This window comes from Qipengyuania sp. ASV99 (genome assembly GCF_047872805.1).
Taxonomy (GTDB): Bacteria; Pseudomonadota; Alphaproteobacteria; order Sphingomonadales; family Sphingomonadaceae; genus Erythrobacter.
Genome location: NZ_JBLQUK010000001.1, coordinates 536,347 through 560,639, shown reverse-complemented (window position 1 = coordinate 560,639; position 24,293 = coordinate 536,347). Strand labels below are relative to the sequence as shown.

The window sequence follows — 24,293 nt, the reverse complement described above, 5'->3', positions numbered from 1 at the left end:
CAAAATGAGGCGTCTCAGCCGCTCCTTTTGAGCAAAGCGGACCGTTCGCAGCGGCATACAACCTCGCCGTGCTGATTGAGCAATTCATGCGTGAAAATCACGATCCCTGCCTCGCGGCGCGACTTGCTTTCGCGCAGCTCCTTGACTTCGCTACGGGCGCGCATCGTATCGCCGATAAACACCGGCTTTGGCGTCACAACCTTGTCGAAGCCGAGGTTGGCGACCAGCGTGCCCAGCGTCGTGTCCCCCACTGACAATCCCACCAGCAAAGCAAAGGTGAAAGTGGAATTGACCAGAATTTGGCCGAAGCCGCTCTCCTTGGCTGCTTCGATGTCGAGATGCAGCGGCTGCGGATTGTGGGTCATGGTCGAAAACAGCAGATTGTCGGTTTCGGTCACGGTGCGGCGGATTTCATGGTCAATCCGGTCACCCACGTTCCATTCATCAAAGAATTTACCCGCCATGGTTCAACCCTTCCGCCAATTGGCCACGACATCGGTGCCATCATCCGCGCTCGACCGGACGGTGCCCGGTGTGCGGCTAAAGCGCGGCGCGGGCGCGGTGTGCCATTCGCCGTCATGTTCTACATAGGCAGATCGCGCCGCCATATGCGGATGATCGCGCGCTTCATCAAGGCCAAGCACTGGGGCGAAACAGGCATCTGTCCCTTCAAGCAATTGCACCCATTCGGCCTGGGTGCGGGTCTTGAACAGCGCCGCCAGCCGGTCTGCATAATCATCCCAATTGGCTGGATTCATCTGCGCCTCGGCCAATTCAGTTGGAGCGCCCGACTTTGCCAGCAATTCGGCGTAGAATTGCGGTTCAATCGCGCCAACCGACACCTCGCGGCCATCGGCACATTCAAAGCAGCGATAGAAATGCGCGGCCCCCGACAGCATGCCCTTGCCGCGATCGGTGGACAGGAACGGCCGGCTGCGCGCGCCAAAAAAGAAACTCATCAGGCTGGTTGCGCCGTCGACGATTGCGGCGTCGACCACCTGACCTTTGCCCGAATTTTGGCGTTCATAAAGCGCCGACATGATGCCAAAGGCACAATACATCGACCCGCCGCCAAAATCGCCGACCAGATTTTGCGGCGGCGAAGCGGTTTCGCCCGCTTTACCGACAGCGTCCAAAGCGCCGGTGATGGCGATGTAATTGATGTCATGCCCAGCGGCGTGCGCCAGCGGCCCTTCCTGTCCCCAGCCGGTCATCCGGGCATAAATGAGCCGCGGATTGATCGCCAGCAACTCCTCCGGCCCCAGCCCCAACCGCTCCATCACGCCGGGCCGAAACCCTTCGATCAGCACATCGGCCTTTGATGCAGCATCAAGGCAAAACGCCCTACCCGCTTCGGTTTTGAGATCGACGCTGGCGCGGTGGCGGGCGCGTTCGACCACCGGATTGGTGACGGCTGCGCCCGGACGATCAATCCGCACCACCTCTGCGCCCAGATCCGCGAGCAACATCGCGGCGTGCGGACCTGGCCCGATTCCGGCAAATTCGATCACTCTCAATCCGGCAAGCGGCCCGGAATTCTGGTTCATTCTCAACTCTCCCTATACCTCTCTCTGTGCCGACTGGCATGGCGTAGGGCAAGTGCCTGTCTGGGCCCGCTTGACGCTCTGCCGGTTTGACTAACTGCGAAATTCAGCAATAGGACCGCCGGATTGTTTCTCAGTGCGGAAGAACGATGCAGCAAGCGACACAATCCTGCCGCAGAGTGTTGGCGGTTGCCTCTGGCGGGGGTCATTGGGAACAGCTGATGCTGCTGCGCCCGGCCCTGACGCATTGCGACGTGCGCTATGCCACAACGCATGCGGATATTGCGCATCAACGCGGCATTGCGCAGGTCGATACACTGCCCGATTGCAATCAGAACAAACCGGTCAGTTCGGCACTTTGCGGGCTTGTCGCGCTTTGGGTGGTGCTCAAACATCGCCCGCATGTGGTGCTGTCAACCGGCGCGGCTCCGGGGTTTTTCTGTCTGATGGCGGGGCGGCTGATCGGAGCGCGGACACTATGGATCGACAGCGTCGCCAATGGCGAACAGCTTTCCATGTGCGGAAAATTGTCGCGGCGCTTTGCCCATCAATGCCTTACCCAGTGGCCCGATCTGGCCGATGAACCGCAGGTCAAATATCGCGGAGCGGTGCTGTGATCCTCGTTACTGTCGGTATGCAGCTTGGTTTTGACCGCCTGATAAGGGCGATGGATGCAATCGCGCCGACGCTTGGGATGGAAGTCATCGCGCAGACTGGCAAAGGGTCATTCACACCCCAAAACATGACCGCACGCGAACGGATCGGGGCAGAGGAGTTTGACCGACTGGCGGAACAAGCGCAGCTGATCGTCAGCCATGCGGGGATCGGCACCGTGCTCACCGCACAGCGTCTATCAACGCCGATCGTGCTGCTGCCCCGGCGATTTGAATATCGGGAGCACCGCAACGATCATCAGGTTGCAACGGTGACCAATCTTGAAGGGCGCGCGGGGATCCTCGTGGCGCTGCGCGACGAAGACCTGCCGCACGCCATTGAACAAGGGCTGGCAATGGGCACTGTCACCCCCGCCCTTTCGCCATCCACTCAGCAGCTGCACGCGGCAATCGCGCGCTATATTGACGGCGGAGAAATCTAGCGGCGTCTTGCCGTTGCCATTTGGCGGATCAGCCAGATGTAATAGGCCGCGGCGCAAAGGATCGCGGCGCTTGAACCAATATCGCCGACCCAATTCAGTTTCAAAGGTCCGTAGAGCAAACGGTCCATTGCATGCAGTGAAATCGACCTCAACGCGATGGTCACAATCATGATTCCGCTCGCCCCGGCAGCAATCGCAACGGCAATGTTGCGTCGCCCGGAAATCCGGCGATTGATCCAATAGGTGGCAAGCAATCCCAAGCCTGCAAAGGCCGCAATGCATGCTGCAATGATCCAGCCTTGCACTATGCGGCGATTGTCGATCATGTCGGCTGACCGAAGCCAGCCGCGCAGATCGGCGCGTAGGCCCTCTTCGATGTTGAACAGCCGCAATATGACGAGCACCGCAAACAGCACGGCGATAATTGACCATGATCGCGCATGCCAGCCCTGTTGTCGGTGAAGGCGGGCAAAATAGCCCGCACCCAGACACGACAGCACAACCAGGCAATACAGCGCTGCGGCTGCAAGACTTAACAATGTGGGCCCCTCATGCACCTGCTGCCTCGCTCCTCGTTCAGCAAATTTCTCAGCCAGATCGGCAAAACTGAACCGGCTGGCGCGATGCGATAAAGGCTGCGCAGCAAGGTGCAAGCCGTCAATGCGCAACCGCTCACAATCCAGCCTCCATTCTGCCCGCCATGATGCGGGCCCCGCAATGTCTCGATTCGAAACAGATCGTTACAAGCCGGTCAGGCACGCGGCTTTGAAGGCGGTTGCACAACACAAAACCCCGGTTTAAGGAAGAATGCGTAGCAAAGGGGACTGCAGTGGCGTTCAGAATTTCTATCAGCAACCGGCTTGGCATGGCCAGCGTTTCGGCATTGATCGCGCTTTCGGGCTGCGCTTCTACGCCTGAGCCGGTTATTGGTGCCGCCGTCAGCCAGCCGCGCAGCGACCTTGGTCAGGCGAACTATTCGCAAATGCCATCGTCGACCTATGCGCTTCGGGCATCTGACAAGATTTCGGTCAACGTGTTCCGCGAACCCGATTTGTCGGTAGAGAACGTGCGGCTTGGCGTAGACGGGGCGGTTTCGCTGCCGATGCTCGGTTCTATTCCGGCGGCCGGGATGACCACCCGTCAGCTGGAACAGGATGTGTCGCGCCGGCTGCTCGCCGCTGGCCTGCGAACCCCCATGGTCAGCGTGAATATCGCCGAATATGCCTCGCATCTCGTCACCGTCGAAGGCGCTGTCGAGGACCCCGGAGTATACGCTTTCCAGCCGGGTGCCCGGCTTTCAACCGCAATCGCGCTGGCCGATGGTCCGACCGATGTCGCCAAGCGCGAACAAATCGCGGTTTTCCGTGAGAGCCCGCAGGGCATTATGATTGCGAAGTTTGACTATGCGCAGGTCAGTCAGGGCACCATGCTCGACCCGATCCTGCAGCCCGGTGACCGCGTTGTCATGGGGACCAATGGGCTGTCAGTGTTTTATCAAAATCTCCTCCAGGCCCTGCCCGCATTCGGCGTGTTCGGCGTCGCGGCGTTAAACAACAACTGAACCAATGAACGAACGCTCTATTATTGATCCGTCCGAACAACCGGATGGCCGTGGCACTTGGCTTGAAACCTACCTGCCCGAATCCGAGATTGTTCGTGCCAATCCCGGACAGCAGCTCATCAGCCTCGCCACGGTTCGCGGCGTTGTCTTTCGGCAGCGCTGGCTGTTTGCCGGGGTAATTCTGACCGCATTGACGGTCGGATTGATCATCACCTTGCTGGCCACCCCGATGTATCTTGCCACCGCAAAGGTCAGCGTTGAGCCTTATGGTGCCTTCATTCTCGAAGGCCAGGACGTTGAACAGGGCATCGCCAGCAACCAGGTCGGCGATTATCTCGCCACGCAGGTGGAACTGATCAAGAGCCGCAGCCTCGCGGAAGTGGTTGTTGCCGACCGCCAATTGGGCGAACGCTACGATCTGCTGGGGCAGGACATCGACGCCAGCCGTCCACCCGATATGAGCGATGAGCAATGGCTCGAATCCAAAAACTCAGTCGCCGCATCGATTCTGGTCAAAGGCGTAACTTCCGAAGTGCCCGATGTCAGCTGGGTGATTCCCATCGGCTTTCGTTCGGACAATCCCGCTTTGGCGGCCGAAATGGCCAATGCTTATGCCGATGCTTTCATTTCGTCCGATACACGCGATTCGGTCGAAGGCAATGAATATGCAATCGAATATCTGCGCGATCAGATTGAAATTGTGCGCGCCCGACTGGAAGAGGCAGAGCGCGAAACCAACGCCTATGCACGCGGCAGCGGGATCATCGTCCAGCCGACCACTGACGCGGAAGGCAACGTTCAAAACTCCACGATAACCAGCTCCAATCTGGCCAATATCAGCCAGCGGTTTGCCGATGCACGTGCCGCGCGAATCGAAGCAGAACAGAAATGGCGCTCGATCCAGAACCTGCCAGCCGCACAGCTTCCCGAAGTGCAGAACAACGCCGTGCTGCAAGGGCTTGTCACGAACCGCACCGGCAAGCTCGCACAGCTGGCTGAATTGCGCCAGCGTTACAGCGACGAATTCCCGCAGATCGCCAACCTGCTTGCGCAGATCGAGATCCTGGATACTCAGATCGAACGCAGCAGCGCCGACATCAAATCGACCGTCCGCAACGAATTTATCGTAGCCCGCAATCAAGAACAGGCGTTGCAAGCCGAGCTTGGCTCGCTTTCGAGTGAATCGCTTTCCGAACAGGATGAGATGGTTCAGCTGACCGTGCTTGAACGCGAAGCAGAAGCGCTGCGGCAGCAATTGCGGTCGCTGCTCGAACGTTTCAACCAGATCAGCAGTGCCGCCAATGTAAACAGCGGCACCATGACCAAGATCGAAGGCGCGCTGGTGCCAAGTTCGCCCTATGCGCCGAGCCTGTTGCAGAATCTTGGCCTGGCGTTGGTGCTGGGCGTTGGCCTGGCCGCTGGCCTCGCGGTCTTGCGCGAGATGTTCGATGACCGAATCCGTTCGCTCGATGAAGTTGAACAGAAAATCGATCTGCCGCTGATCGGGCATACGCCGCATGTCAGCGAAAAAGACATCGATGTCGAAAGCTCGAACAATTTCACGTCACTGATGGAAGCCTATGCCTCGATCAAGGCGGCAATAGAATTCTCACTCCCGCGCAGCCGCAATGTCTTGCAGCTCACCAGCACGCATGAATCCGAAGGTAAATCGACGACCGCAGTTGTGCTTGCCGAATTGTTTGCACGTTCGGGGCGCAAGACGCTCTTGGTCGATGCCGATTTGCGGCGCCCCTCGGTGGCGCGTTTGCTGGAACTTGAACGTCCGCAGATCGGTCTGGTCGAAGTGCTGTATGGTCATGCCAAGCTTGAAGACGCGATCGTCAAAGGCGTGCATGATAATCTTGAAGTCCTGCCCATCGGTTCGGTCCCGCCCAATCCCACCGAAATCCTTGCGTCCGACGAAATGCGCGATTTCATCGCAAAGGTGCGCGACGAATATTCGATGGTGATCTTCGATTCCTGCCCGGTTCTGGGGCTGGCCGATGCTCCGCTTCTGGCGCGGCTGATGGACGGCACCATCTTTGTTCTCGAAGCGAATAAAGTGCCCTTCTCCCAAGCCCGCAATGCGGTCAAACGCCTGCGCGGCTCTGGCGGCAATGTGCTCGGGCTGATCTTGACCAAATATCGTGCATTGGAAGCCGGACAATCATACGGCTATCAATACAGCTATTATGAATATGGGTCGGGCTCAAAACGGTAGACGAGTTTGCCGGTGCCCGGCGCTCCGATGAAATGACCGCACCGACAGGATCGTGATCAAGTGCCTGAACCGGTAGAATTCAGTCTGATCATACCGGCTCACAACGAAGAATCGGTGATCGCACGGTGCCTGAAAACCGCACTATCGGGTGCGCCTGACCCGCCCGGTTTTGAAATCATTGTCGCGGCAAATGGCTGCTCCGATCGCACCGCCGAAATCGCCCGAAATGTAATGCCTGCGGCTCAGATTCTCGAAATTCCCGAGGGTTCGAAAACCGGAGCGATCAACGTCGCCAACCGCGCGGCATCCCACTTCCCGCGCATCTATCTCGATGCCGATGTGGAATGCGAATATGGTTCGCTGGCCGCTCTGGCGCGGACGTTGAAAGGCCCTGAAATCATGACCGCCGCCCCCGCTATCCGGCTTGATCTGGAACACTGCAATGCGTTGGTCAAAGCCTATTATTCGGCATGGATGCAGCAACCCTTTGCAAAGGCGGGCAAGGGCGGCGCAGGCTGTTACGGTCTGTCGCAAGCCGCGCTGGAGGCGGTCGGAGAATTTCCCCAGATTATCGGTGACGACATCTGGATTCACACGCGCTTTCCAGACGAACAGAAACGGATGGTGGCGCAAGACGAGCTTGGCCGCCCGGTGTTCTCAATTGTCCGCCCCCCGCGCACCGCCTGGCAGCAGATCAAAGTCGAGGCGCGCCGGATGATCGGCAATGCCGAGGTTAAGCGCAATTATCCGAGCCCCTATGTCAGCTTAGCCAACAAAGGCGGCGGGGTGCTGGGTTCATTGCGCAGCGGCGCCTCGCCCATCGATCTGCTGGTCTTCTATGCAATCAAGATGATGGTACGGATCGAAACTCGGCTGGCAAAGTCGCGCGGCAGCGGCGTGGAATGGACCCGCGATCTGACCTCCCGTCAGGATGGTTGATCGAATTGTGAACGAACCCTCCGCTTCTAGTCGCAGCGCGGCCCCGGACGTCAGCATCATGATCGTGGGCTACAATTCAGCGAACGTGATCGACCGCTGCGTGGCATCGATAGCGCCCGCTTGCACAGGTCACAGTTACGAAACCCTTCTGGTCGATCAGGGTGACGGTCAGACCGCAGCATTGGTCGCGGCGCGCTTTCCCGAAGTTGCAATCATTCCCAGCCGCGGGAACATTGGTTTTGCGGCTGGCAACAATCTGCTCGCCGCGGCGGCAAGGGGGAAATATCTCTTGTTGCTTAATCCTGACGTTGAGCTGACGTTTGAAGCCGTTGACAGGCTTCTTGAAGCGGCTGGAAGGCATTCTGAAGCCTCGGCCTGGGGCGGAATAACGCTGGATCGCAGCGGCGCACCCGATGTCGGAAACACGGTCCACGTTCCCTCGCTTGGCGAAATGGTCAGCCGCGTAACCGGGCGATCCAGCGCGGGATTGCGGGCGGGAGCGCGCTTCGACACAGACGAAAGAGCCGAAGTCTTGAGCGGCGGTTTTGTGCTCATCTCGCGGAGTGCGTGGGATGAAGCGGGCGGCCTCGACGAGCGCTATTTCCTCTATTGCGAGGAAGTGGATTTCTTCTACCGGCTGGCTCAGCGTGGGCATAGTTTTTGGCGGATTGCCGATGCGCGCGCCTATCACGACATTGGTCACGGAGAGGTCGGCTCACCCATGAGGATGCTCTATCGGGCGGCAGGGACGATGCAATTTGCCCGGATCCATTGGCCAAGATGGCGGGAAACTGCCGCCTTCCTGCTGATCTGGATCGGTGCGCTTCAACGCTATGGTATCGGCACGTTGCTGGGCAGGTGGCGCGCTCATTTCAGGGCAATTGCACTAAGCAACCGGCAGCTGGCGCTGCGACCGGATGTTTGGAGGCATGGCTATGACCCGCAGCGCGGATTGCTCGCAAAACTCGCACAAAAGCCCGTCTAGCGCGGTAGTCGCTCGCTAGCGTGTGGCTTTGCAGGAGCAGGTGCTGGACGCGCGGCAGACCGTCGGATCAGCATCCGCGGGACCTCCCTTTGCAGGTTAACGCCAAGGCTGACAGCGATGCCAAGCAACACAAAAAACCAGACCAGCACGGACAGCCAAAGCGAAACCGATATTGCCCCAAGCGCAAAGACAGCGAGCGAGATCGCCACTCCGCGCAGCAATCGCGCATCCTGCGGGCGATAGGTGCGCGATTTGACCGCCAGCAAAATTACGCCTGCCACAGTGGCAGCTATCAGCAGGATCGAAACCGGAATCCCAAAGCGCAGCGCCATGATCAACCAAAAGTGGTCGAACGAACCAGAATGCATCCAGGACGGACGATCCCAATCTGCATAGCCGAGCCCAAACCAGGGATGTTCGGCAATATTCTGCGTGCCATAGTTCCAGATCAGGACGCGGTTGTAAGCAGACGTGGTGTTGAGCGATGCGTAACGGATCATCAGGCCGTAGAACCCTGAATTGCTTGTCAGCTCGACCATCGCGTAAAGAATGGCCGTGCCGAACAGGAAAATGCGCCAGGTCACATTGCTGATCTTTTCGGAAGCCCAATCATAGCACCACAACACGCCGCCCATCAGCAGCCCCAGCAATGCAGCTGAGCTCATCGAGAAAAAGCCGCCAAACGAGGCTGCTATTCCCAAGATCTTGGGCCACCCGCGCAGCCCTGATGCCAGATAAAGCGGGAGAAAGCTCGCGAGGAAAATCCCGGCCAGAATGGGATGCGGAAAAGGCCCGGTTCCGCGCATCAGGCCGAGCCTGACGTCGTCTCGCAATCGGTATGGCGAACCGGAAATATCCGAAGCCACGCGCTGCAACACGCGCGTGTGCGTTACCGCCTCCTGAACAACAAACAGGCTCATCAACGCTATGCCCGGTGCGATCATGACCAGAAACAGCCGCAGGTCGCGCGGCGTTTGAATCGCCGCCCGCGCAAGAAAATACGCAAAGGCAATATCCAGCGTATGCGCGCCGCCTTGTGTAATTGCGGTCGAGACAAGGCCGCTGGTCATGTAAGAAGCAAGCCAAATCCATGCCGCTGCGACCGCGATGAGCAAATCCGGCCAGACAAATCTGAGCCTCCCCGCAACTGCACTGGAAAGCAGATACAAGGTCGCAGGAAACATGAAAATTCGGTACGGCGGAAGATACACCCCAAACAACCGGACATGGAGCTGTTCGGGAATGAAGAGCAGATAAATCAGCGTTGCAGCCAGATAGACCGGTACCATACTGCGCGGTTGCGCGCGAACAGGCGCAGCAGCTCTCGGCCGGGCTGGTAAAGGGCGATAGGTAGTTGCCACGGTATTCGGGTAGCCGCTTTTCCTCAGCAATCAAAGACGCAATTCATGCAGTCAGGAGTGCAATGTATAAAATCGGGATTCGTAGAAAACCCTGACCCAGACTCCCTCAATCGAACATCGCACTGCTCCGTTCGAATTGACCGGGGCGGCGAACAATTTGGTGACAGGGCAAAAAATCACTTTCCTACATGTAACCTTTTTGGTTCATGAATGTTCTCCATTTCATCATATAGGAAATCAATATGCCCGATCCCTTCGGTTCTTCTAGCGATAGTGTCATTGCTCCGGCCCGCCACGCCTTTCCCATTGCTCCTGACAACATCAATGATCTGCCACGCTTCACCAAAGCGCTCTACATCGGAACGGGCGGAACGATTGTGCTGCGCGCCGTCGGATCTGATGCAGATGTGACCTTTACCAATGTTCAGGATGGATCGTTCCTTGATGTACGGTGCCGCGCGATCCGGGCCGCCGGCACGACTGCGGCCGGTATTGTGGGGCTGGCCTGATGGCGGGCTTTGGCTTTGGCTCCGCGCGTGGTCGCCGCGCGCGGAGCAGTGGCAACAGCAATGGGCCCGGAGTTGGCCCCGGCACCGGCCCTACTCTTAGCCAGACCATCGGCGCCTTGACCCGCAATCAGTTCGGTGGGGGTGTCCCGGTTGGTGCAAGCGCGATCACCTCCGGTGACGCGGGCGGGCACTGGACCATCTCAGCGGGGCGGCTTTTTCCAAGCGCCGCTGGCGATGCGGCCGATCTCAATGCTGGTCCTTACGTGCTTGCCCTCGATGACGGTTCAACGATCAATATTGTCGTAGAGCCCAACACTTGGGACGTGACCGACCAAAGCGAATGGGACTTCATTGCTCGCCAATCACCAGCGACATTGGCTGGCAAAAAGATCGGGCTGCGTAACACCTCCACTTTGGCACTTGGGATTACAGGTGGATTTGGCACTCCGTTCCGGCGCGTCGATCTGCGCGATGGAGGCGGCAGTCCCCTAGTTATCGAAGGCCGCTTTGGCGCGGCGGGCGCCTTTGCCGATTATTGCGAGATCGACAGAGTGCAATTCATGCGCGGGGCGCGCGGTATCACATTTAGGCATCTCAAGACGGACGCAACCGCGAATGCGAAATTCACGCTAGTCGGGGAAGGCGCAAACCACACCGAAGACATCACGATTGATGATTGCTGGGTTCGCGGCGAAACCGGCGATCCTAACGGAGATTACAGCACCAGTTCGAATTACCCCAACCTCAACCGTGACCTCATCAACACGACCGGCTCTGCCCTTGGTTCGGTTGGCAACATCACGGTCACGAATTGCAAGGTCGAATGGGGCGACAGCCTCGTCAACATCAGAGTGGACAAGCTCGGCGCGCAGTCGATCATCACGGGCAATGAATGCGCCTATTTCTATGGCGATGCGATCGCTGTGACTATGGCACCAGCCAATCCGCTGCCGGTGACAATCAGCGACAACTTCATCCACGATACGGTTGGGCTGGCCACGGATAGCGCCAATCCGCATGTGGATGCGATCCGGTTGCAAGGCAGCACAACCGCGCTTGCCGATTGGGCGGGCATCACAATCGAACGCAACATTATCGTCCAAGGGACCGCGCGCGGCGATATGCAGGCGATATTCCTCGACGACATGAGGACCGGCGCTGGCGATAGCGGTCATTTCTTCACCGCAGCGATTCGCAATAACATCGTTGCCATCGATTTCTCGGTGCACGGCATTACAGTCATTCAGGCAAAGGATTGCGTGGTCGAAAGCAACACGGTCATTTCATGGGATCAAGGTTCGTCGAACGCGCCTTCGATCCTTGTCGCTGGCTCTGGGCTGACCACCGCGACCAGCGGCGGCGGCAATGTGATCCGCAATTGCATCGCCGACAATATCGGAGACAGCGTTGGCACGCTAACGCTGACCAGCAACTTCACGACCGGATTGAACGGCGCATCCATCGCCTACAGCACCCTGTTTGACGGCCCGACTTTCGCGCCCACGACAGAGGCCGAAGCCAAGGCGTTCTTTAACCCCAAGGTGGCGGCGGGGGCCTTGATACCCTAGCCGCTAGGTCAGGCATCAAAGATCCAGTTTGCTAACCAATTCGCGAGGATCGATCCGTGAATCGGTCGCGTTGGCAAGCCTTCGTTTTAGCGAACGCCACAAACGGAGACGCGCGCGCAACAATGGTAAAACCGAGCGTGACAACGGTACCGTCAAGGTCGGCACGGGCAGGAATTCTTGCCATTTCTGTCTCATGTAGAACCAAGCCTGCGAATATCCGCCGCGATAGGTCCGAACCGGTTTGCTGTTATGGATAGCGGGGATGTCGGCGACATAAGCCTGCATCCCTGCTGCCCGCGCAGCCAAAACTATATCCGCCGCGTAAAGGTGAAAGCCGGGCAATTCTTCGTCAAAGTGCAATCCGCTGCCGCGCCGCAGGACAATCACGAATTCATCAATGCACAGCGTTTCTACCGGTTCATCAAACCTTTGACCAAGGCGTAGGCTAAGACCCGACGACCACGCATGGCCGGCATATTCACCGTCCTGATTGACGCCCCAGGCCCCGATTATCGCCCAGTTTGGATCTTTCACTTCAATCTCTGCAATCGCCCGCCTCAGCGCCGCTTCCCAACCTTGCGGCAAGAACACATCCTGATGCGCAAAAACGATAATCTGAGATGAAGTATCATCGATGCCCTTGTTGTAGGCCTCGGACGCCGAAGCCGCCCCGCGATAGCAATTCAGCTTTGCCTTGCCCTCTGAAATGATTGGAGAGCGCATCAGATTGTTCTGCAAGACTTCTTCATCATTCACTGCGGCAACGATGTGGATGTCCAGATTGCTTTGCTCGGTCCCGGTCACGTCTTATGCCCTACGATGCAAATCTGGCGGACTGTCAGGTGGCGCAAGCGGTTAAAGGTCAACAGGTTGAACGCGCGCGCGCCGGGGCCGGGTCGGGCCATGGGCCGAATGCTATCGACGCGAATGCCTGCGTCTTCGAACATGGCTCGATAGCTAGCCTGAGTAAACCAGCGTAGGTGGGTGCGGTCCATTACCCCGCTCTCCGTCAGCTCCCAGCGGTCCGCAAGCAATCCGCGCAAGACCGACATTTGGGCCACATTGGGCGAACTGGCCATGACCAAAGCGCCCGGCTTTAGTTTGGCTGCCACCCTCCCCACAACCGACCACGGATCGACAAGATGCTCGAGCACCTCGCTCATCAGGACTGCGTCGAAATGCTGGTCAGGCCACGGCAGATCGAGGGTTTCGACATTGCCTTCAACCACTTCGGTAAGCCGTGTTCGGGCGACGCTCGCCGCTTGATGGGCAATTTCCACTCCGATGTATTCCTGACACAGTTCCTGCGCGAGAGCCGCCGCACCAGTCTCGCCCGCGCCGCAACCAATTTCGAGAACGCGGGCCTGACCATCCCTTGGCAGCAGTTCGAGGAAATCCTGCCTGACCCCTGCGAAATAGCCGTCAGACTTTCCGGCATAGGCTTGGGCACTGTGGTCACCTGGGGCAGGTGTCTTGGAAGCAGTATCAATCATTGCTGGTGCCTATAGATTTTGCCCGCAACCACGACCAGCACGGCCTTCAGCCTTTGCCGAAGGTCGCGCGAAACGAGCAAGGCTGTGATGATGCCGGGCGCGCTGGTTGCTATTGCCAGAAAGGCGGTGAAGCCAAGGTCCGCGAAGGGATCGTTGATCGAATTCAGTGCAATCAGAATAGCTGCCATGATGACAAAGACCAGACCGAAGGTAAGGCAGGCGGAGCGGGCAGCGGGTGCTCTGCGACTGACCTGAAACAGCGCCAACACCGTTGCCGCCACATCTCCGGCACACATCGATGCCGCGACCCAGACGATTCCGTGGCCCGATGACAACACCAGATAGGCCCCAACCAGACCGCTGATGCGCAGGATGTTTGCGGTCAGTATGTCGCTGGTCCCGCCAAGGCTGAGCGAGATCACCACGCACCACGCGCGCAGCACAGTGGCCCCGGCAAGAATCGATAGAAATGTCACCAGCAAAGGCGGGGTCACATAGCCCGGACCAAACATCAGCAGGACGATCGGTGCGCCCAGCGTGGCGAGCGGAAACAGCACCGCAGATAGCAGCAGCAAACAAGCCGCGCCGGTAGTGCGGCAGCGCTCCCGATACATTTCAATATTGTCGCGGGCTTCGGAAAGCAGCGGCAGGAACAGATTGCCGCAAAGCCGCGCGAAGAACACAGCTGCTCCGCCAGTCAGCGCGCCGACCGCTGCATATCCAGCAAGATCGAGCATCCCGCCCAGAGTGCCGATCACTATCCGGTCGCCCTGAGTGGCGAGAAAGATCACGATCCCGTTGAGAAACAGCGGCCAGCCAAACACAAACACCGGCAGTGCGGCGTTCTTGTCAAACCCCAGACGATACGGCGATCTGGCCAGAATATGCGACAATGTGACGGAAATGATCGAAGTGGCAATGCAACCCGCAGCGATTGCGATGAAGCTTTCCGTCACGATCGCCAGCGCAATTGTCAGCAACACGCCCGGCAAAAGCCCGCCCAGCTGCATCTTCACATAGGGACTGAAATGCATCTGGCGTTGCTGCGCCAGCGGATCGAGATGGCGAAATCCTTCGATGACCGGAATGATCGCCGCGCATGCATAAAACCAGCCGAGTTGAGGATTGCCAAAGCTCGATGCGATCCAGTCTGACAGGAGAAAGATCGCAGTCCCCATCAACACACCGCGCGCCAGCAATACACTCGCCAGAGTGGGCATCGCGATCGTTAAAGCGCCCTCGCGCACCTGAATCAGATATTTCTCAATGCCAAGATCGCTAATGAGCGCAAAGGTGCTGACGACCAGCAGGAACGTGACGCTGATGCCGAAATATTCCGGCCCAAGAAAACGCGCGACCAACAGAACGCGCAAGAACAACAGTGCATGTTCGCCGACATAGCCAAGTCCAAGTGTCGAACCCGCTTTCAGGAAACGTCCTGCCGCCACCGGATTACCCCGCCCCGCGCTGGATCAACAGCCTGCGCAATGTGCCCAACATGCTGCGCAGGCCCTGCCTGATGCCAAGCTTGCGGGCGTTGACCGCTAGTTCGAGATTTTCAAATCGTGGAAGCCGCCTGAAGGTCACCGCGACCGCCGCCAGCCTCGGCAGTACCAGCCCTTTACGCTTGGCCTGAAACGGCTGCATTTTGGTCATTTCGTCAAGGGTTAGCGGCGCTGTGATAATGTCGCCCGCCGCTATCGCGCGCTGCACCAATGCTTCGCCCTTACCCGTGCGCGTCAAGACAATGCTGCGCCCGTCCTGTTCATCGAACAATGGGTTGCCAGCATCATCGCAATACCAGCCGTCGGCGCAAACGATGTCGGCAAATTCTCCCGTTCCATCGGGGCAAATCTTGCAGCGAAACTGCAAATGCCGATTCAGGATGGTGCCCCAACTGGTATCGTAATCCATGCGGAAACGGCGGCCATCGCTCATTTCGGCGGTGGCAAAGCCTGGCCAGCCATCCCCGCGATAGCGAAACGCAGCAATGGCGCTTTCATCCTCGACGCCCATCTCAGCAAGCAATGCAGAGGTGCCGCGATAGCTCGGGACGCCTGCACACATAAAGGCGATCATGCAGACAACCTTCTGCCCAACTCTCGGATCGCGGCGCGCAAGCTGACGCAGTCCGGCCACGTCGCAGGGCTTTCCGACAAAGGCGAATCGGCCCGGCGCGTCGAGTCTCTGGCCGATATCTTCCAACGGCGACGAAGGCGCATATCGCGATCCTGCGGCGCGGAAAACATCGTCGGCTACTTGGCTGATTGTTAGCGCATTTCGGATCGGGGAATCGGGCGCGGCGGCGGTCTGGATGACATAATCGATTTCACCGTTGGCGATCAGGAAATTGAGAATGGCTGACAAGCCTCCGCCCGACGAAGCGTTGCGGCGCAGCCCGGCATCGCTGCTCCAACCCAGTCGAGCCTCGACGACCGGGCCCCATGTAGGGTGGTATTCGGCATCGAATTCTTCAGGCGCGTGCCGGATATTTGCGCCCGGACAAACCGCATCAATCAGTCGGGATTGCTGCGCGGGGACCGGGCAGGTGGCAAAGGGGCGGCGGAACCCTTCGGCCGTATCCCGCATAACAATCGGCGCGCCGGGCCCAGAGCCAATCCCGGCGCATAATCCGCAGCCCGAACATAGCCCGTTCGCTGTAATGGATTCGATATCAAACATCGCGCCGCGCCAGATCGCCGATTACCCTGTCAAGAAACGCCGTATAGTCCGCCAGCCTGCGCTGCGCCTCGGCATTGGCGGCCACGGCCTCTGCGCGAATGGCAGGAATGTCGGAAAGCGCCGCGTCGAAACGTGCGAGGACCTCCGCATCGCTGTCGCTCGTCAGGTCGGCATTCCAGCCATAGCCAAGCGAACCAAACAGCCCGCTGAACTTGCGGCTGTAACCCAGCGGCACCACCGCCGTGCCCGAGGAAATGGCTGCAATGGTCGAATGCATCCGGCTGCCCGCAAACAGATCGAGCCCGGCAATGTAGCTCTTTGCCTCTGAAGGACCGCTAAACCGGGACGGCAATATCGCTTTGGGAAAGCGCGCTTTCAAAGCCTCAGCAACAGCATAATCGTCTTCATAGGGGGTCGCAGCCGCCAGCACATGTGGAACCAGATGCACCTCGATGCGCGGGTTATCCAGCAGCCGCCCAAGCAGGCTGTCGACCAACGCGGGATAGTCCACGCTCAAAGCAATCCGATCGCTCGCCGCAATATCACGGCGGTAGAGCAGCGCCGACACGTTGAGCCCAGCCTTGATCGGGCCATTGGCAAGGTCGCGGGCTTCCTTGTCAGCGGCAGCATCGAACGGCAGCGCAAACGCAACGTCGGTCGTCAGCGATGATTTCGCCGCCATCCCCAGCTCCTGCAAGATGCCAAAGGATTTTTCGTCGCGCGCAAAAATGGTGCTGGCCAGGTTCATCACCCCGACCGCCGCATGTCGGGCGAGGGCTGTGTGGAATGGCCCGATGGTCTGCGGACTGAACACCAGTGGGCCGCCACCGCGCATGGCGGCAATTTTCGATCCGATAATTAGCCAGAACCGGCGCGCGGCATAGATGTCTGAAAAACTGTCTCCGCCGCCGATGTCGAATACAATGTCACACCGGCCAAGCTGGCGGTGCAACGCTGAAAATGGATTGGCCAGCGCCTTGTATCCGATATTCTCAAAGTGGTTTTCATATGCGATTTCATGGCTGTAGTCGAAAGCCCCGCGCACCCCCATCAAATGAAAGACCGGTCGCCGCCCGGCCTTTTCCGCCGCCTTGCCAATCAGGTTTGCATTGGCCACGCTCAGCGCGCCGACGCCAAGGTTTTCGGAGAAGCACGAATGCCACAAAAGACCGATGTGGAGAGGCAGCTGACCGGACATTCAGGCGCTCCGATCCGGGCCAAGCCGCGAAGCGATCAGCGATTTTGCAAAAATCACTGCAAACCGTTCAGTCGAATGTTCGGCATCGGGAAATAGTGCATGCATCGTGCTGCGGCTGATCATTCTGCAACCGTCCAACCGCGACAAAGCACCTGAAAAATCAGACTTTTTGGCCAATCCCAAGGTGAAATGCGTGTGCGCGAAGAGGCGCGCCGGGTCTGGCAGCCAATGCAGTAAAGGAAACGCGGTGTGCGGGTCGATCGGGAACCAGAAATTGGGCGTCTGGACGTAATACGCCCAAGCTACTCGCCTGATTTCCTTCGCAAAATCCTGCATATCCGCATATTGGCCGACATGCTCGATCACCGAATTGGAATGCACCAGGTCAAAGCTCTGATCGGCATATTGCGGCATGGCGCAAGCATTACCAGCAGCGTTTACATAGCTGATACCGACTTCAACAGCTTGCGAAAACGCTTCAAGTTCCGCGCCATAATTGAGCAGCGTCAGTTCCACTCGCCCGCGCAGATGCGGCGACAGCATGTTCCAATATTCGGCGCGGCCGCCAACGTCCAGAATCCGCAACGGTGCTGATTGTTCAAGCAATTGTTCGATCATCGCTTCGATCTTGGCAAATCGGGCACGGCGAAATCGCGCTTGAAGACGTTTGAAGAGCCTGCCTTCGTCTCGCTTGCGAATAGGGGCGGGATTTACGGTCACAGGCTCAGCCTATTTCGCACCTGATAACAGGGGGCGCCACCAGTCCTCATGCGCCAGATACCAGCGCAGGGTCATGCGCAGGCCTTCGTCAAAGGACCGGGTCGCTGAATAGCCCAGCGCATTGCGCGCCTTGGTCTCGTCAATGGCATAGCGCCGGTCGTGCCCCGCGCGGTCGGTCACGAAAGTCTTGAGGCTTTCGCTCTTGTGCCCCTTGGCCGCGGGCGCATCGGGATAGCGCTCTGCCAGACCCTCCACTTCCGCAAATGCCAGATCAACCTCACGGCAGATTGCATCGATCACCGCCATATTGGGCAATTCCGCCCCGCCGCCGATATTGTAGGTTTCGCCCGGCTGGCCATGCGCAAGGCAGGCCTCGATCCCGCGGCAATGGTCCTCCACATGCAACCAGTCGCGCACATTCATCCCGTCGCCATAGATCGGCAGATCCTTGCCCGACAATGCGTTCAGGAAAAACAGCGGGATCAGCTTTTCAGGATATTGATACGGCCCGTAATTGTTCGAACAATTGCTGGTCGTGACATTCAGCCCATAGGTGTGGTGATAGGCCCGCACCAGATGATCCGACGCAGCCTTTGACGCGGAATAGGGCGAGTTCGGCGCATAGGGCGTCGTCTCGCTAAAGGCTGGATCATCCGCGCCAAGCGAGCCGTAAACCTCATCGGTAGAGATATGATGGAACCGGTGCTCCACCCCGTCGCCAGCCAGCCAGACCGCGCGGGCCGCCTTCAGCAGGCTGTTGGTGCCAAGGATGTTGGTGTCGATGAATGCATCAGGGCCGCTGATCGAACGATCAACATGGCTCTCAGCGGCAAAGTGAACAATCGCGCTGATGCTGCGTTCGCGCAGCAATTGTTCGACCAATTCGGTGTCGCGAATATCGCCCACGACCAGTTCGGCGCGCGGCGCCCCGTCGAGGGTCGAGCGATTGCCCGCATAGGTCAGCGCATCCAGCACGATCACCGCATCTTCGGGATGCCGCGCATTCCAGTAATGGACGAAATTGCCGCCGATGAAACCGGCGCCTCCGGTCACGAGCAAATTAGCCAAGGGCAGCTTCCTGTCTAAGCATTTCGCGCAGGTTTGCGCGCCAATGCGCCGGCACATCGCCGAGCAAATCGCGCGTCGCCCGGCAATCGAGCAGCGAAAAGGCGGGGCGCGCAGCGGGGGTGGGATATTCGGCGGTGGTGATCGGTTTGATCGCGGGGATTCTGGCGATCAAGCCGAGCGTCAGCGCCTCTTCGGCAATTGCTACGGCAAAATCATACCAGCTCGCCGCGCCCGCATCGCTGTGATGGAAAGTTCCCGAAGCCTGTTTGTCGAGCAGACCCCAGATGGTCTGCGCAAGACCGCTGGCCCATGTCGGGGAACCGATTTGATCAGCCACGACGCCCAATTCTTCGCGCTCGTTCATCAACCGGATCATGGTCCGCACGAAATTGGCCCCGCCCGCTTCGTAAACCCAGGCGGTTCGCACCAGAAGGTCGCTTGCCCGCAGATGATCCTCGCCTTCGGCCTTGGTCCGGCCATAGGCGCTGATCGGTGCGCGCGCATCATCGGGCCGATAGGCGCGCGGCGATTTGCCGTCGAACACGAAATCGGTCGAGACATGGACCAGCTTTCCGCCCTGTTCCTCCATCGCTTCGACCATTATGGCCACTGCATCGGCATTGATCGCCCGTGCAAGCTCTTCGTCGCTTTCGGCCTTGTCGACGGCGGTATAGGCGGCAGCGTTGATGATGACCTCAGGTGCTTCGACCACCAGCCGGGCCCGCAGCATCGCAGCATCAGTCAGATCGACATCGTCAACGTCAATCGCGTTGAGATCGGCATGGGCAGGAGCGAGCCGCTGAAGCGCGCCGCCCAATTGCCCGCCGGCTCCTGTAATCAGTACTTTCATCAGAATGCCGGCACGTCAGCGAGCGAAAGCCCGCGCGCGTCCTTTTCGGAAATGATCGGATCAAGATCCTGCACCGGCCACTCTACTCCCACTTCGGGGTCGTCCCAGGCCAGCGTATGCTCTGAGCCCGGAGCATAGGGCGCAGTGCATTTGTAGAGGAAGTCGGTGTCATCTTCCAGCGTCAGGAAACCGTGAGCGAACCCTTCGGGCACCCACAACATCCGCTTGTTTTCGGCCGAGAGTTCCACCCCGATCCATTTGCCGAAATGCGCCGACGATTTGCGCAGGTCCACCGCAACGTCAAACACCGCGCCGCGCGTAACCCGCACCAATTTGCCCTGCGCGCCGGGGTTTTGAAAATGCAGCCCGCGCAGCACGCCCTTTTGCGAATGGCTATGGTTGTCCTGAACAAAGCTGCGGTCCAGTCCCGCTGTGCGAAAGACCGCCTCGTTCCATGTTTCCATGAAAAATCCGCGCGCATCGCCGAACACACGCGGTTCAATGATCAGCGGTCCGGGGATGGCAGTCTCGATCAGTTTCACGTCAACACCGGTCGTTCGAGCAGGCTGAGCAGATATTCGCCATAGCCGGATTTGCGCAGTGGCTCGGCAATTTCCCGCAAACGATCTGCGGTGATAAAGCCCTGACGAAATGCGATTTCTTCGGGGCAGGCGATCTTGAGGCCCTGACGTTCCTCGGTGATCCGTACATAGGTCGCCGCATCAAGCAGAGACGCATGGGTGCCGGTATCAAGCCACGCAAAACCGCGCCCCATAATTTCCACCGACATCGTGCCATCGTCCAGATAGAGCCGATTGAGATCGGTAATTTCCAGCTCGCCGCGCGCCGATGGCGCGAGATCACGTGCGCGGTCTGCCACAGTTTCATCGTAGAAATACAGGCCGGTTACGGCGTAGTTCGATTTGGGGGCCTTGGGCTTTTCCTCAATCGAAATTGCCTTTCCGGCGTCATCGAATTCGACCACGCCGAAAGCCTGCGGGTCATTCACCCGATATGCAAACACGGTCGATCCCTGTTCGCGCGCATTGGCGCTTTGCAACAGATCGGGCAGTCCGTGACCATAGAAAATATTGTCGCCCAAGATCAGCGCGCTTGGCCCGCCGCGCACGAAATCGGCACCAATGTGAAACGCCTGCGCCAGACCTTCGGGCTTTGGCTGTTGTGCATAGGACAGGCTGACCCCGAAATCCGAACCATCGCCCAGCACGCGCCCAAATTGGTCCGCGTCTTCGGGCGTGGTGATGATCAGAATGTCGCGGATACCGGCCAGCATCAGCGTGCTGAGCGGGTAATAGATCATTGGCTTGTCGAAAATCGGCATCAGCTGTTTCGACACGCCCCGGGTCAGCGGATAGAGCCGGGTGCCCGAACCCCCTGCGAGAATGATGCCTTTGCGTGGTTTGGCCACTGATCCCCGCCTCTTGAATCTACTCCGGGCAAACGCCCCGAAAAACCGCGCTTCGCATTGCAGCATGGCCCCTAGTGGTCAACACCTAATGTCTGCCCGAAAGGGGCACAGCGCCAGTGCTCTGGCCAAAGCGCCGGATTTGGCCCATTACGACACGAAACCAAGCGCTTTGCGCAGGAAATCGCAGAAATTTATCGCCACAAAGCTCCGGATCAGCCACGGCATAGCACATGATCGACCCGTCGTCAGTTGACCGATTTCTGGCCGCTACATTGCGCAATCTGCATGGCGGAAAGGCCGCGGATTGGTCGCTATCGCCCGAAATTGACTGGCCTGCCGTCTGGGCAAGGATTGAATATCACGGGATACCGTTTGTCCTGCACATCTGCGCTGACCAGCTGGACAATTGGCCGCCGCCGCTGCTTGCGCGAATTGCCGAAGAAGCGCGGCTGATCGCTTTATGGGAGACGACCCACCGCGATTGCGTTCGCGCGCTTGTGAGCGCGCTCGCGGCCACCGGAATCGACGCCGTCATGATGAAGGGCACAGCGCTGGCCTATGCCTTTTACGATGAGCCAGCGGCGCGGCGGCGCGGTGACAGTGATCTGCTGGTCGAACCGGCACACCGAGAGGCCGCACGGGCAATCCTTACCCGGCTTGGCTGGTATCGCCGGGATGATCCACACGGTCTCTATCATCAGGAAGGCTGGCTGCACGATGCGGCGGGATTCTTTGTCCATTCGGTCGATTTGCATTGGGAGCCGTCGGACCGTCCGGTGCTGCACCATGTGCTGCCGATGGAGCAATTCTTCGCCCGTAAAGTGGCGATGCCGCGATTTGGCGAAGCCGCCTTTCGCCCGGATAGCGCGACCATGATCCTGCACGGCACGATCAATCAGAAATGGCACGCTCAGCATGGCTACGAATCGGAAAAAGGCCGATTGATGAGCCCGCGGCGGCTGATCTGGTCGGTCGATTTCGGTCTGCTGGTGCGCAGCATGGACGAAACCGATTGGCAGCGGCTGACCGCGCATTGCGCGCGAGAAGGGGTGGGCGAATTGGTCGCCGAAGCGCTGCGCGGGGCGCGGGATGATCTCGGCACGCCAATCCCGGCGGAGGTTCTGGCGCAGCTCGACCGCGCGCCGATGAGGCCTGACCTCAAAGCCTATTTCTCCAATCCCGACTCGCTCGCCCAGTTTCGCATCGACCTGCGCAGCACGCAGGGACTGATCGGGAAATTGCGCCTGGTCGCGGCGCGCGCCTTCCCCCCGCGCAGCCATCTGATTGAGAAATATCCGCAAGCGCGACGCTGGCCGACCCTGTTGCTGCAGGCGCGGCTCTTGGTTGATACCGCAAGACGCGCGCTGCGCCAGGGGCCTGCGCAATGAGCGTGCGGTTCTGGATGGAATGGGCGCAGCGATTCCGCTGGCAATTGGCGCTGATTTGCGCGCTCACGGTGCTGAGCTCCGCTGCGACGCTGGCGGTGCCCTGGCTGGCGGCGCAGGTGTTGGGCGGCGTGGTGGCAGGCGGAACCGCCGCAGGCTCTGAGTTTGACCTCTCGCAAACGCTGGCCTTGCTGGTGACAGCGCTGGCGCTGCTCACCGTGCTCAATATCGCAGCGGCCATCCTGTCAGAACGCGCGTCAACCGCGATCCTCACCGAATTGCGAAAGCGGATCTACAACCATGTGCAAATGATGCAGCTTGGCTTTCATGACGCCGCGCGCCGGGGAGATATGCTGGCGCTCACCTCTTACGAAGTCGGAAATTTGAGCGACTTTCTCGCCAATACAATCGCCAACGCGCCGGCGATGGTTCTGACCGCGGCAGGCGCGATTGTGGTGCTGTTCTGGATTGATCCGGGGATGGCTTTGATTGTGCCAGTGCTCATTCCCTTGTTCATCCTGATGATGAAACTCGCCGGTCGCCGCCTGCGCGAAGTTTCGGGTAAAGTCCGCGCGGCCGAAGTTGAACTGATCGCAATTGCAGAGCGCGATCTGGAAATGCTGCCCGCGATCAAAGCCTTTGCAACCGAGGAACATCACCGCGCCGAATTTGCCGCTGCTGCGGAAAATTCGCGGGCGCTGGCGGTCAAACAGGCGCAGCTGAGCGCGTTTGTCGGCCCGGTCATGGCGCTGCTTGCGGCGCTGGCGGCAATCGCCGTGCTGATGGGAGGCAGCGAGCAAATGCTGGCAGAGCGCGGATCGTCTGCGGAACTGTTTGCCTTCCTGCTCTACGCCGCGCTGCTGACCCGGCCTGCCGGAGCGCTCGCCAATATGTACGGCGCCTATCAGATGGCGCGCGGCACGCTTGCACGGTTGGAGGATGTCCTCGCGCTCGCACCTGAACCGGGCCATGCGCAAGGGCTCAGGCTGGGACGGGCGAAAGGCGGTATCGCGTTCAAACAACTGTCTTTCAGCTACCCCGGCAGAGCGCCGGTGTTCACCGGGTTCGACCTTGAGATAGCGCCGGGCGAAATCGTCGCGTTGACCGGTGAAAACGGAGTGGGCAAATCGACGCTCGTCCGGCTCCTGCTGCGTTTTTATCAGAGCGATGCCGGGTTCATCACGCTCGATGGGATCGACACCTCGGAAATTCAGATTCAGGACCTGCGACGGCAATTTGGCTACGTTCCGCAGCGCGCATTGCTGTTCAACGGCACGATTGGCGACAATATTGCATTTGGTCAGCCCGTCGAAAACCGCCAGTCAGCGGTCGAGAAGGCCGCGCGGCTGGCACAGGCCTGGGATTTCATCTCCGCCTTGCCCGATGGCTTTGAAACAGCGATTGGCGACAATGGCATCCGCCTGTCAGGCGGGCAGCGGCAACGCATCGCGCTGGCGCGGGCACTGTTCCGCGACCCGCCGATCTATATCCTCGACGAAGCGACAAGCATGTATGATCTGACCAGCGAGGCGGCCTTTGTCGAAGCCTGCGTGGATTCGCTGAAAGGGCGCACCGTCATCATCATCACGCATCGCCCGGCGAGCCTTGCTTTGGCCGACAGGGTGCTGAAAATCGTGCCCGGAGGCGCGGTGTTGGAAGCAGACAATCAGGCGTAGCGGCGGGT

Annotated in this window: 24 protein-coding genes; 10 read left to right on the top strand and 14 right to left on the bottom strand. The window is 59.1% G+C overall.

The genetic code is table 11. From position 1 onward, the window contains the following. Positions 1–14: 14 nt before the first annotated feature. Positions 15–464: a MaoC family dehydratase gene (locus ACM64M_RS02805; protein ID WP_416227111.1), complete on the bottom strand. Its 450-nt coding sequence runs from the start codon at positions 462–464 to the stop codon at positions 15–17. A 3-nt stretch (positions 465–467) separates the two neighbouring features. Next, positions 468–1,547, bottom strand: a complete 1,080-nt coding sequence (locus ACM64M_RS02800; RefSeq protein WP_416227110.1) for a CaiB/BaiF CoA transferase family protein — start codon at positions 1,545–1,547, stop codon at positions 468–470. 218 nt (positions 1,548–1,765) lie between these two features. Between ACM64M_RS02800 and ACM64M_RS02795 the strand changes: the two genes are divergently transcribed. Beyond that, positions 1,766–2,161 carry a glucuronosyltransferase gene (locus tag ACM64M_RS02795; protein ID WP_416227109.1) on the top strand — a complete coding sequence of 132 codons (396 nt, stop codon included), beginning with the start codon at positions 1,766–1,768 and terminating at the stop codon, positions 2,159–2,161. Beyond that, positions 2,158–2,640 carry a glycosyltransferase gene (locus ACM64M_RS02790; protein WP_416227108.1) on the top strand — a complete coding sequence of 161 codons (483 nt, stop codon included), beginning with the start codon at positions 2,158–2,160 and terminating at the stop codon, positions 2,638–2,640. The genes ACM64M_RS02795 and ACM64M_RS02790 overlap by 4 nt, the downstream gene beginning before the upstream one ends. Here the strand turns inward: ACM64M_RS02790 and ACM64M_RS02785 are convergent. Then, positions 2,637–3,179: a hypothetical protein gene (locus tag ACM64M_RS02785; RefSeq protein WP_416227107.1), complete on the bottom strand. Its 543-nt coding sequence runs from the start codon at positions 3,177–3,179 to the stop codon at positions 2,637–2,639. The two genes, ACM64M_RS02790 and ACM64M_RS02785, sit on opposite strands and share 4 nt — an antisense overlap. 290 nt (positions 3,180–3,469) lie before the next feature. Between ACM64M_RS02785 and ACM64M_RS02780 the strand changes: the two genes are divergently transcribed. The 4 genes from ACM64M_RS02780 to ACM64M_RS02765 are packed head-to-tail and all read left to right on the top strand — an operon-like array spanning position 3,470 to position 8,346. Further along, the gene (locus tag ACM64M_RS02780) at positions 3,470–4,201 is read left to right on the top strand and encodes a polysaccharide biosynthesis/export family protein (RefSeq protein ID WP_416227106.1); all 732 of its coding nucleotides are present in this window, start codon (positions 3,470–3,472) and stop codon (positions 4,199–4,201) included. Positions 4,202–4,205: 4 nt separating this feature from the next. Further along, complete coding sequence (locus tag ACM64M_RS02775; protein WP_416227105.1) at positions 4,206–6,422, top strand: GumC family protein; 2,217 nt, start codon at positions 4,206–4,208, stop codon at positions 6,420–6,422. Between the two features lie 60 nt (positions 6,423–6,482). Beyond that, positions 6,483–7,361 carry a glycosyltransferase gene (locus tag ACM64M_RS02770; RefSeq protein WP_416227104.1) on the top strand — a complete coding sequence of 293 codons (879 nt, stop codon included), beginning with the start codon at positions 6,483–6,485 and terminating at the stop codon, positions 7,359–7,361. Between the two features lie 7 nt (positions 7,362–7,368). Beyond that, complete coding sequence (locus ACM64M_RS02765) at positions 7,369–8,346, top strand: glycosyltransferase family 2 protein (protein ID WP_416227103.1); 978 nt, start codon at positions 7,369–7,371, stop codon at positions 8,344–8,346. Here the strand turns inward: ACM64M_RS02765 and ACM64M_RS02760 are convergent. After that, a complete protein-coding gene (locus ACM64M_RS02760; protein ID WP_416227102.1) occupies positions 8,343–9,416 on the bottom strand; it encodes an O-antigen ligase family protein in 1,074 nt (357 codons plus the stop codon). The genes ACM64M_RS02765 and ACM64M_RS02760 overlap by 4 nt on opposite strands. Before the next feature lie 533 nt (positions 9,417–9,949). Between ACM64M_RS02760 and ACM64M_RS02755 the strand changes: the two genes are divergently transcribed. Together ACM64M_RS02755 and ACM64M_RS02750 are read left to right on the top strand one after the other, a co-directional pair. Further along, entirely contained in the window at positions 9,950–10,216 is a 267-nt protein-coding gene (locus ACM64M_RS02755) for a spike base protein, RCAP_Rcc01079 family (protein ID WP_416227101.1), read from the top strand. Further along, positions 10,216–11,784, top strand: coding sequence for a hypothetical protein (locus ACM64M_RS02750; protein ID WP_416227100.1), 1,569 nt, complete (start codon positions 10,216–10,218; stop codon positions 11,782–11,784). The genes ACM64M_RS02755 and ACM64M_RS02750 overlap by 1 nt, the downstream gene beginning before the upstream one ends. 15 nt (positions 11,785–11,799) lie before the next feature. On the opposite strand, the gene ACM64M_RS02745 is transcribed toward ACM64M_RS02750, so the two are convergent. From ACM64M_RS02745 to rfbA, 10 genes are all read right to left on the bottom strand, one after another. Continuing rightward, positions 11,800–12,588: a hypothetical protein gene (locus tag ACM64M_RS02745; protein ID WP_416227099.1), complete on the bottom strand. Its 789-nt coding sequence runs from the start codon at positions 12,586–12,588 to the stop codon at positions 11,800–11,802. Next, positions 12,585–13,277 carry a class I SAM-dependent methyltransferase gene (locus tag ACM64M_RS02740; protein ID WP_416227098.1) on the bottom strand — a complete coding sequence of 231 codons (693 nt, stop codon included), beginning with the start codon at positions 13,275–13,277 and terminating at the stop codon, positions 12,585–12,587. The genes ACM64M_RS02745 and ACM64M_RS02740 overlap by 4 nt, the downstream gene beginning before the upstream one ends. Next, positions 13,274–14,725 (bottom strand): oligosaccharide flippase family protein, encoded by a 1,452-nt coding sequence (locus ACM64M_RS02735; protein WP_416227097.1) that lies wholly within the window; start codon positions 14,723–14,725, stop codon positions 13,274–13,276. Before ACM64M_RS02735 ends, ACM64M_RS02740 begins: the two co-directional genes overlap by 4 nt. A gap of 4 nt (positions 14,726–14,729) precedes the next feature. Beyond that, the gene (locus ACM64M_RS02730; RefSeq protein ID WP_416227096.1) at positions 14,730–15,866 is read right to left on the bottom strand and encodes a Coenzyme F420 hydrogenase/dehydrogenase, beta subunit C-terminal domain; all 1,137 of its coding nucleotides are present in this window, start codon (positions 15,864–15,866) and stop codon (positions 14,730–14,732) included. 85 nt (positions 15,867–15,951) lie between these two features. Further along, entirely contained in the window at positions 15,952–17,157 is a 1,206-nt protein-coding gene (locus tag ACM64M_RS02725; protein WP_416227095.1) for a polysaccharide pyruvyl transferase family protein, read from the bottom strand. Beyond that, positions 17,158–17,877 (bottom strand): methyltransferase domain-containing protein, encoded by a 720-nt coding sequence (locus ACM64M_RS02720; protein WP_416227094.1) that lies wholly within the window; start codon positions 17,875–17,877, stop codon positions 17,158–17,160. It abuts the gene before it with no gap. 9 nt (positions 17,878–17,886) lie between these two features. Further along, positions 17,887–18,945 (bottom strand): dTDP-glucose 4,6-dehydratase, encoded by a 1,059-nt coding sequence (rfbB, locus tag ACM64M_RS02715; RefSeq protein ID WP_416227093.1) that lies wholly within the window; start codon positions 18,943–18,945, stop codon positions 17,887–17,889. Then, complete coding sequence (gene rfbD, locus ACM64M_RS02710) at positions 18,938–19,795, bottom strand: dTDP-4-dehydrorhamnose reductase (protein ID WP_416227092.1); 858 nt, start codon at positions 19,793–19,795, stop codon at positions 18,938–18,940. Before rfbD ends, rfbB begins: the two co-directional genes overlap by 8 nt. Next, a complete protein-coding gene (gene rfbC, locus ACM64M_RS02705; RefSeq protein WP_416227091.1) occupies positions 19,795–20,337 on the bottom strand; it encodes a dTDP-4-dehydrorhamnose 3,5-epimerase in 543 nt (180 codons plus the stop codon). Before rfbC ends, rfbD begins: the two co-directional genes overlap by 1 nt. Continuing rightward, a complete protein-coding gene (gene rfbA, locus ACM64M_RS02700) occupies positions 20,334–21,224 on the bottom strand; it encodes a glucose-1-phosphate thymidylyltransferase RfbA (protein ID WP_416227090.1) in 891 nt (296 codons plus the stop codon). The genes rfbC and rfbA overlap by 4 nt, the downstream gene beginning before the upstream one ends. Before the next feature lie 230 nt (positions 21,225–21,454). On the opposite strand from rfbA, the gene ACM64M_RS02695 reads away from it, so the two are divergent. Continuing rightward, positions 21,455–22,612 (top strand): nucleotidyltransferase family protein, encoded by a 1,158-nt coding sequence (locus ACM64M_RS02695; protein WP_416227089.1) that lies wholly within the window; start codon positions 21,455–21,457, stop codon positions 22,610–22,612. Next, positions 22,609–24,285, top strand: coding sequence for an ABC transporter ATP-binding protein (locus tag ACM64M_RS02690; protein ID WP_416227088.1), 1,677 nt, complete (start codon positions 22,609–22,611; stop codon positions 24,283–24,285). The genes ACM64M_RS02695 and ACM64M_RS02690 overlap by 4 nt, the downstream gene beginning before the upstream one ends. The last annotated feature ends 8 nt before the right edge of the window (positions 24,286–24,293 follow it).